This is a genomic window from Methanobrevibacter sp., from assembly GCF_017431965.1.
Taxonomy (GTDB): domain Archaea; phylum Methanobacteriota; class Methanobacteria; order Methanobacteriales; family Methanobacteriaceae; genus Methanocatella.
This window is the reverse complement of record NZ_JAFRKB010000013.1, coordinates 1-7,630: the sequence shown is the minus strand read 5'-3', so window position 1 is coordinate 7,630 and position 7,630 is coordinate 1. Positions and strand designations below refer to the sequence as shown.

The window sequence follows — 7,630 nt, the reverse complement described above, 5'->3', positions numbered from 1 at the left end:
CAAGCCTTAACCTATCCGATCTCGACATTAATGCCATTATAAGCATGTTCACCGAATCAGACATTGACTATGCCGCAATATTTGGAAACCTCGATTTATCATGCTTAGGCGCAATCGAACTTAACCTAACCGGACTGATTGATTCACTAGACATGGACTTATCCGAGTTAGGCATTGACCTATCAGACTACGACCTATCTGCAATCACCCTTGCAGAACTTATTGGCGTCTTTAGCAATCTTGACTTTGACATGAACACCATTTTAATAATGTTAAAGTTATTCGGCATTGAATTGGATGACCTTGATTTGGATGGTCTGATAAGCAGCTTTGACGAAGAAAACTTTGATATGACAAGCCTATTAGAAAGCCTTAACCTATCCGAGCTGGACATCTCCGCTATGATGGAAATGTTCACCGACCCAGATATGGACTTTGCCAGTGCATTTGAAAACTTCGATTATTCAAGTTTAGGTGCAATCAAACTTGACTTAACCAGACTGCTTGATTCAGCAGGAATTGACTTAACTGAGTTTGGAATTGACCTGTCAGGCTATGACCTATCCGCAATCAGCCTCGAAGAACTTATTGATGCCTTATGCAGTTGCGAATTTATCATGACTGCCGATACCGCTATCTCAAAATTACTCAATATTGACTTTGATAATCTTGATTTCGATGGCCTAATAAGCAGCTTCGATGCAGAAAACTTTGACATATCCAGTCTATTGGAAAGCCTTAACTTATCTAATTTCGATGTTTCCGGCATTTTCGGCAATTTCGACATGAACGGCATTGATATAGGGGAATTCTTGAATGGCTCATTAAGCATGCTCATTGAGAAAACTCTTCCTGAAGAAACACAAGATTAGTTAGAACACTTAAAAGAGCTACTTCAAAGAAGTAAAGTTAAATCAAACAGAATAATAGTGGAATAATTTTCACTATTATCAATTATTTTTTAAAGAGTCCTATGAGAGACATTGATGAACTTAAAAAAACCCCCGGACTTTCATTGAAAAGATATCTGATACTGTTCATTGCAAATTTAATAGGATTGTATTTAATTAGTTTCGGATTGGATTTTACCGTTACCAATCTTTATAGGGTTGTAATTTTCATATTTTTCATCAGCATTTTCAATGCCATATTATGGCCACTTATAACAAGGGTATATATGCCGCTTCTGGTTTGGACTTTCGGAATTGGTACCCTGATTCTAAATGGAGGGCTATTTGCTTTTTTCGGACCATATTTTGGTTTAAACATTAATGGATTGGGAGTAATTCTTGCACCATTGACAATATCACTGATTACAATCATCCTATCCACCATATTTGGACTTGAAGATGATGGGGCATATTACCAGGCTGTGCTGAGGGAAGCTCAACTTAAAAGAAAAGGGGAAGTTAAGGATTATCCTGGCGTGATAATCGTGGAGATTGACGGACTTGCCTATGACGTTTTATGTGAAGCTGTCGACAGGGGAGTTATGCCTACCGTCAAGTCAATGATAGATGGAAAGACCCATATCCTTAAGAAATGGGAAACTGATCTGTCCTCACAGACAGGAGCAAGCCAAGCAGGAATCCTCCATGGAAACAATGAAAACATCACCGCTTTTAGATGGATTGAAAAAGAAAATGACAATCAAGTAATGCAGTGTTCAGGAGTTACAAAGGTTAAAATACTTGAAGAAAGAATATCAGATGGAAACGGATTGCTTGTTGAAAATGGAGCGAGCAGATCCAACCTATTTTCAGGCGATACCGACAATGTGATTTTCACCTTCAGCAAAATAACTGATTTGAGAAAAATGTATAACGGCGCATGGTTTTCCATATTTTCAAATCCAAACGAATTCGCACGTATAGTCGTGCTGGTCCTTGAAGACATGATTCATGAAATCTATTCCCAGTTGAAACACAGGCTATTAAACATCCACCCGAGGATTTCACGAGGAATCATATATATTCCGACAAGAGCCGGAACCAATGTATTCATGAGGGAAATCAACACCGAAACACTTATTGGAGACATGATGGTTGGAGATATTGATGTTGCATATTCCACATATTTGGGTTATGATGAAATTGCCCACCATTCAGGAGTTAGGGATGAAGATGTATGGTTTGCCCTTAAAGGAATGGATAGACAGATAAAACGTCTGCTTGATGGAAATAAATATTCCCCAAGGGAATATCAATTCGTGATACAGTCAGACCATGGCCAGACAAATGGAGCTACATTCAAACAGAGATATGGTGAATCATTCGAAGACTTTGTCAAATCCCTGCTTCCGCAAGACATAAGCATGTACGCAAAAATGTCTTCAAACGAAGACCACTTTGCAGAGGTATACGTTCCATTTTCTGAAAAGATTGATTTCATTAAAAACAGGAACAAGGAAGATGAAGAAAAAGAGCTGTCAGACTCTGAAGTTATAGTTCTTGCATCCGGAAATCTTGCAATGATTTATCTAACCCAATGGAGCCACAGACTGACATATGAAGAAATCAGCAGAATGTTTCCAGAGCTGATTTATGAAATCATCAATAACGAATACGTCGGATTTGTTTTAGTCCGCTCATCTCAAAAAGGGGACATGGCAATAGGTAAAAATGGAACATACTACTTGGATAATGATGAAATAGAAGGGAAAAATCCTCTTGAAGGTTTTGGAGACAACATTGCTCAACATTTAAAAAGAAACAGTTCATTTAAATACACTCCAGATATTCTGGTCAATAGCTTTTATGACGCCGAAAAGGACGAGGTTTGCGCCTTTGAAGAGCTGGTCGGAAGCCACGGCGGAGTTGGAGGAAGTCAATCAGAGCCGTTCATCTTATATCCTTCAGACTGGAAGGTTCCGGATGAAGAGATCATAGGTGCGGAAAACATCTACAGGATTCTGAAAGCAAATTTGAGCAATATTAAAGAAAGCACTAAACTTGATAAGTAATTTATAATTTAAAATGATAGGTGATGATGATAAATATAAACATAAGTTATGAATATTTTTTAAGTTAGATCTTTTTATTATGAAAATTAAGTAATTTAAGTAAAAATAGGAGAAAATTAACAATGCATTATGGTTATATAATAATATAACGCTATTACAACGGAGGTGAAAAATATGGCAATTCCTAAGGCTCCTGTAAAAAGGATCATCCAAGAAGCCGGTGCTGAAAGAGTAAGTGCTGATGCAGTAGATGCATTAGAAGAATACTTAGAAGATTATGCAGACGAAGTCTCTAAAAAAGCAATTACATATGCAAAATATGCAAATAGAAAAACTGTAAAAGCAGAAGATATTGCTTTAGCTATTGACAGTCCAAAAGCTTCTGAATCTCCTGAGGCTAAACACAACATTTTAGATGTAATCAAAGATGTATTTGAAGCTGCATCTGAAGGAAAAGGCATTGAAGAAATCATTAAATCCTTTAAGAAACTGGAAAAATGAGAATGAACAAGTAAAAATGATTTAAATTAAATCATAGTTATTATTTGCAAGTTTTTCTTGCAAATTTTTTTATTTTTTTATTTTTGAACTGCATGATTAAAAAATCCATTAATTTTCTTTTTTTATGCTTTTCATTTAATTTCAATTTATGCAGAAATTAAAAAAATATACACAATATATAAATAAGTTATTTGACTGAAATTTGTTTAAGAAGACTGATTTTGAGAAGGGTATGATATGGCAAATTTTTGTACTAACTGCGGGACTAAATTAGGAAAAGATGATAATTTTTGCGGCAACTGCGGAACTAAAATAAACAAATCTGATATTAAACAGAATAACACATTATCGGGAAAAGTGAAGGACATTATAGAAAAAAAAGCTAAAGAAATAGAAGAAGAAAATAATAAACTAAAAACGATTGATAAAATATTTGAATCTGATGAAATCAAATCAGAAATAAGAAAAAACAAGATTGAGCAAATGCATGTAATTTCCATTAAAAATAGTCTAAAGAATAAGATTATAAATAAAAGAGAAAATATGAGTGATGACGAAATTAAACACTTCATAAAAACAGAATTGAAAAAGGCAATAAAAGAACAGGAAAAAGTTAGAATCACAAAAGAAAAAGAAATGAAACGTAAAGAGAATGAAATGACTAATGGAGGTTACTGTAATTATAATTGCAAACATTTCTACGAAGAATTTTTAGACAGTGGCGGGATGATAGTTGGTGATTTTGATAGTGAAGGAGTAGTTGATTATTATTGTACTTTAGGACATTCTGTTGCCATCGGAAAATTTTGTAAAGATTATGAATGAATTGCTATTAAAGCATAATCTCATGTTAGTAAAATAAGTGTAGAGATATGAAAGCAGTGAAAATGCATCACTAGTTTTCATATTACTGCCAAATATTTTAATAAACAGTACAAAATGGTTATTTTACCTGAATTATTTTGCTACAACTGTTACATTACCCTCATATGTGCAACCCACATATTTCCCATCACCGGCAAATGTAAAACCACCATAATAGTTTTCATTGCCTGCATCCGCAAAATATTCGGCATTTTTAATTGTAAATTCCCCATTTTCATCAGTTACTGCCTCACCAAGCGCTCCTTTTTCACTGCCGGGTTTGTGGAATGTAATTGTTTTGTTAGGAACACCTTGACTATAAGCATCCATCAACATTCCTGAAAATGAACCGTCTTCGTTTACTTGGGTTTCATTAAGAATAATGAAAGTAGCTACATCATTATTATATTGAAATAAAAAAACGCCAATGCAAACGCAAAAAGCAACTAATAATAGAATTAAATAATAACTTTGTCTTTCCATTAGACCACCTTAATGATATATTGGAAAAGTTATCAAATAAAGTTAACTTATGTGTGAGGTGATTGCTTCACGGATCTTTTCAACAGCAATCTCTTTTTTTGCAGGATATGCAGCAATTTTTATCTTAAGGTGAATTGAATCGCCAGAATCCAAAATAGTCCATTTTTCATCTAGAGCGTCTTTTTTGTCAAACCTTAAAAACCAGTTTCCCTTCTCATCAATTTTGCGCTCTAAATCATCATTCAATTTATCCAAATCTGTCCACTCTAGAAGTGTATTAAAAAAAGTCTTTGTGTATCGTCTCTTGGATACTGTACCGGATAGAATTATTATCTTATCCTCCAACATTCCTTCGGCGTCTTCAGCTTCGATTTCAGCTTCAGGAAGAATATTTAAAATAGCTTGAGAAATCTCATCAGCACTTTCATCTTCATAAACGAAAGCTCTGAATTTGATATTATGTATCATTTTAATCTAAAAAAAGGATTTAGAAGAAAAATTAGATTTTTCTTCTTCTAGCTTGTTCAGAGCCTTTTCCTTTAGATTTGATTCCGCGTCCTTTATTACCTGCACTGGTTAAGCCTCTGAGAGCTCTGTTAGTGTGTTTTTTGGAACAAATCCAATTGATTTTTTTATCGTTGATAATGGAAGGACTGTTTGGATCTACTAAAATTACTTCGTAGTATTTGTATCTACCGTCAGACCATACCCAGTAGGAGTTTAATACTTCTAAGTTAGGGTATTTTTTAGCTACACGTTCTTCAGCGATTCTTTGGATAGATTTTGCTTGAGTAATTTTATTTACACCCATTCTTTTAGGTTTACGACCATTGAAACGACGAGTTTTTCTTCTTCCACCACGTCTTACTCTGGTTCTTACTAAAACGAAACCTTTTTTAGCTCTGTAACCTAAACTTCTAGCTCTGTCGAGCCTGGTAGGTCTTTCAATTCTTTGAACAGCTTTTTGTTTTCTCCATTTAGGAGCTCTTTGCCACATGAGCTCACGTACGTAAGACTCATCTGGGTTTTTCCATGCATCTCTAATATATTTATACATAAATAACACCTTTTTGTTCAGCCATTAATGGCCACATCCAATTGGGAACTTATCCCAAAAAAAGTATTTTAGCACTGCTATAAAATAACAGTAATCAAATATTTGTTTTATCTATTTATAAATGTATCGTAAAAAATAGTTAAAAAGAAAGATTTATCCAACTTCACAATAAATCTTCCATGGCCTTTTCAAATTTGTCAGTGATGGCTTCCCAGTCATTACCTTTGACATATTCTCGGCCGATACCTGCAATTTCATCATATTTACCCTCATCCAAAATGCGCTTAACCGTTTCAAGGACCTGTGAAGCTTCCTGGATGTATTCTATTCCATGACCGTATCCGAATTCCTTTGAAATTCCCGGAAGTTCAGTTGCTATCACTACATTTCCCATAGCCAGATATTCATAAATCTTGATTGGAACGATATCCTGCATTATCGGCTCATCAATATGTGCCGGAAGCAGACAGAAATCGGCAGCTGCCAAAAATTCAGGAATTCTGGCAAACGGCTGCTTTCCGGTCATGATCAATTGGCTTTCCATGCCATATTCATCCCGTATGCAGCACATCTCATCGTATGCATCCCCATCGCCAACAACCAAAATCCTGTAATTCGGATATTTCTCCCTAGATTTGCCAAGCGCGAGCGCAAGTTCTGTCATTCCAGCAAATTCATAAATCCAACCCATAAAGAACAATACAATATCGTTTTCTCCAATACCGTATTGCCTTCTTATTGCAGAGCCATCCAAATCGGGATCATAACTATCCAAATCAATTCCCGCATCAATTAGGATGGTGGATTCCTCTTTAGAACCCATATTTATTGCAAACTCTGATAATTTCTTATTGATGGTGATGACCAAATCCGCATTTTCAATGGTTTTTTTGGTAAACCATTTGCCAATACCTTGAAAAGCTTTTTCGGGAATGAGAGCATGCAAAACGTCGATGAAATAATAAACAAATGGAATATTATGCTTTTTGGCTATTTTTGAAGCATTATATGTATTTAAAATTCCCAATCCCAAGATAATGTCAGGATTGAATTCTTCAACCTGCCTTTCAATTTCTTTTTTATGGGAGAAAAATAATGTTGCATAGTTTAGGCCTTTGATTTTAACGAATGAAGGCCTTATAACTTCAATATTTGCGTTTTCCTTAATTTTGGATATGTCTTTGTGAACTTCCCTTTTATAGATCAAACCGCCTTCATCATTGTTAGGCCAATCGATTGGATAGTCAATAACCCTTATCTCATGACCCCTTATGGCCATTCTCTCCATGAGATGATGCTGCTGGTGAGGATTTCTCTCTATCCAATCAGATTCCTGAACTACCAAAATTTTCATGAAGACCTATTTGTTTTTAAATAAATATATAAGTTTCTTAGAAGAGATTTAATACTATGAAAATGCCTGATGAACTAGATTCAAAACTGTTGGCTCCCTGTGGAATAAACTGCATAAGCTGTGAAAAGTTTCAAAACCCCTGTGCAGGTTGTTTGATAAGTGATGACGGCAAAAGTAAGGCCAGTTTAAAATGTAAGATAAAGACTTGTTTTGATACCAAAAATTTTAGTTATTGCGGGCGTTGTAGTGAATTTCCATGTCCCTTAATGAAAAAACATTCCAAAAAATATGTAAAAAGGCATGACTTGAACACACTTGACAGCGCAAAAAGAATCAAGACTACAGGCATTGGACGCATGATGGGTGAAGACAGACAAAAATGGTTATGCCCCAAATGTGGCGGAGTCAT

9 protein-coding genes are annotated in these 7,630 nt (G+C 35.2%); 5 read left to right on the top strand and 4 right to left on the bottom strand.

The features are described 5' to 3' along the window. The 4 genes from IJI93_RS01480 to IJI93_RS01465 all read left to right on the top strand — a co-directional run. Window positions 1-872: hypothetical protein (locus IJI93_RS01480; RefSeq protein WP_292818871.1), on the top strand; the 872-nt coding region annotated here is incomplete at its 5' end. 101 nt (window positions 873-973) lie between these two features. Continuing rightward, the gene (locus tag IJI93_RS01475) at window positions 974-2,962 is read left to right on the top strand and encodes a phage holin family protein (RefSeq protein WP_292818869.1); all 1,989 of its coding nucleotides are present in this window, start codon (window positions 974-976) and stop codon (window positions 2,960-2,962) included. A gap of 174 nt (window positions 2,963-3,136) precedes the next feature. After that, on the top strand, window positions 3,137-3,463 hold the full coding sequence (locus IJI93_RS10525; protein WP_394355671.1) for a histone family protein: 327 nt from the start codon (window positions 3,137-3,139) through the stop codon (window positions 3,461-3,463). 237 nt (window positions 3,464-3,700) lie between these two features. Beyond that, window positions 3,701-4,288: a zinc ribbon domain-containing protein gene (locus tag IJI93_RS01465; RefSeq protein WP_292818866.1), complete on the top strand. Its 588-nt coding sequence runs from the start codon at window positions 3,701-3,703 to the stop codon at window positions 4,286-4,288. Window positions 4,289-4,420: 132 nt separating this feature from the next. On the opposite strand, the gene IJI93_RS01460 is transcribed toward IJI93_RS01465, so the two are convergent. From IJI93_RS01460 to IJI93_RS01445, 4 genes are all read right to left on the bottom strand, one after another. Beyond that, on the bottom strand, window positions 4,421-4,810 hold the full coding sequence (locus tag IJI93_RS01460; protein ID WP_292818864.1) for a hypothetical protein: 390 nt from the start codon (window positions 4,808-4,810) through the stop codon (window positions 4,421-4,423). A 42-nt stretch (window positions 4,811-4,852) separates the two neighbouring features. Further along, complete coding sequence (locus tag IJI93_RS01455; RefSeq protein WP_292818861.1) at window positions 4,853-5,278, bottom strand: RNA-binding protein; 426 nt, start codon at window positions 5,276-5,278, stop codon at window positions 4,853-4,855. Between the two features lie 31 nt (window positions 5,279-5,309). Beyond that, window positions 5,310-5,867 carry a 50S ribosomal protein L15e gene (locus tag IJI93_RS01450; protein WP_292818858.1) on the bottom strand — a complete coding sequence of 186 codons (558 nt, stop codon included), beginning with the start codon at window positions 5,865-5,867 and terminating at the stop codon, window positions 5,310-5,312. Between the two features lie 163 nt (window positions 5,868-6,030). After that, window positions 6,031-7,221 carry a glycosyltransferase gene (locus IJI93_RS01445; RefSeq protein WP_292818855.1) on the bottom strand — a complete coding sequence of 397 codons (1,191 nt, stop codon included), beginning with the start codon at window positions 7,219-7,221 and terminating at the stop codon, window positions 6,031-6,033. A 56-nt stretch (window positions 7,222-7,277) separates the two neighbouring features. Here IJI93_RS01445 and IJI93_RS01440 point away from each other — a divergent pair. Continuing rightward, the coding region (locus IJI93_RS01440) for a DUF3795 domain-containing protein (RefSeq protein ID WP_292818852.1) at window positions 7,278-7,630 on the top strand (353 nt) is incomplete at its 3' end.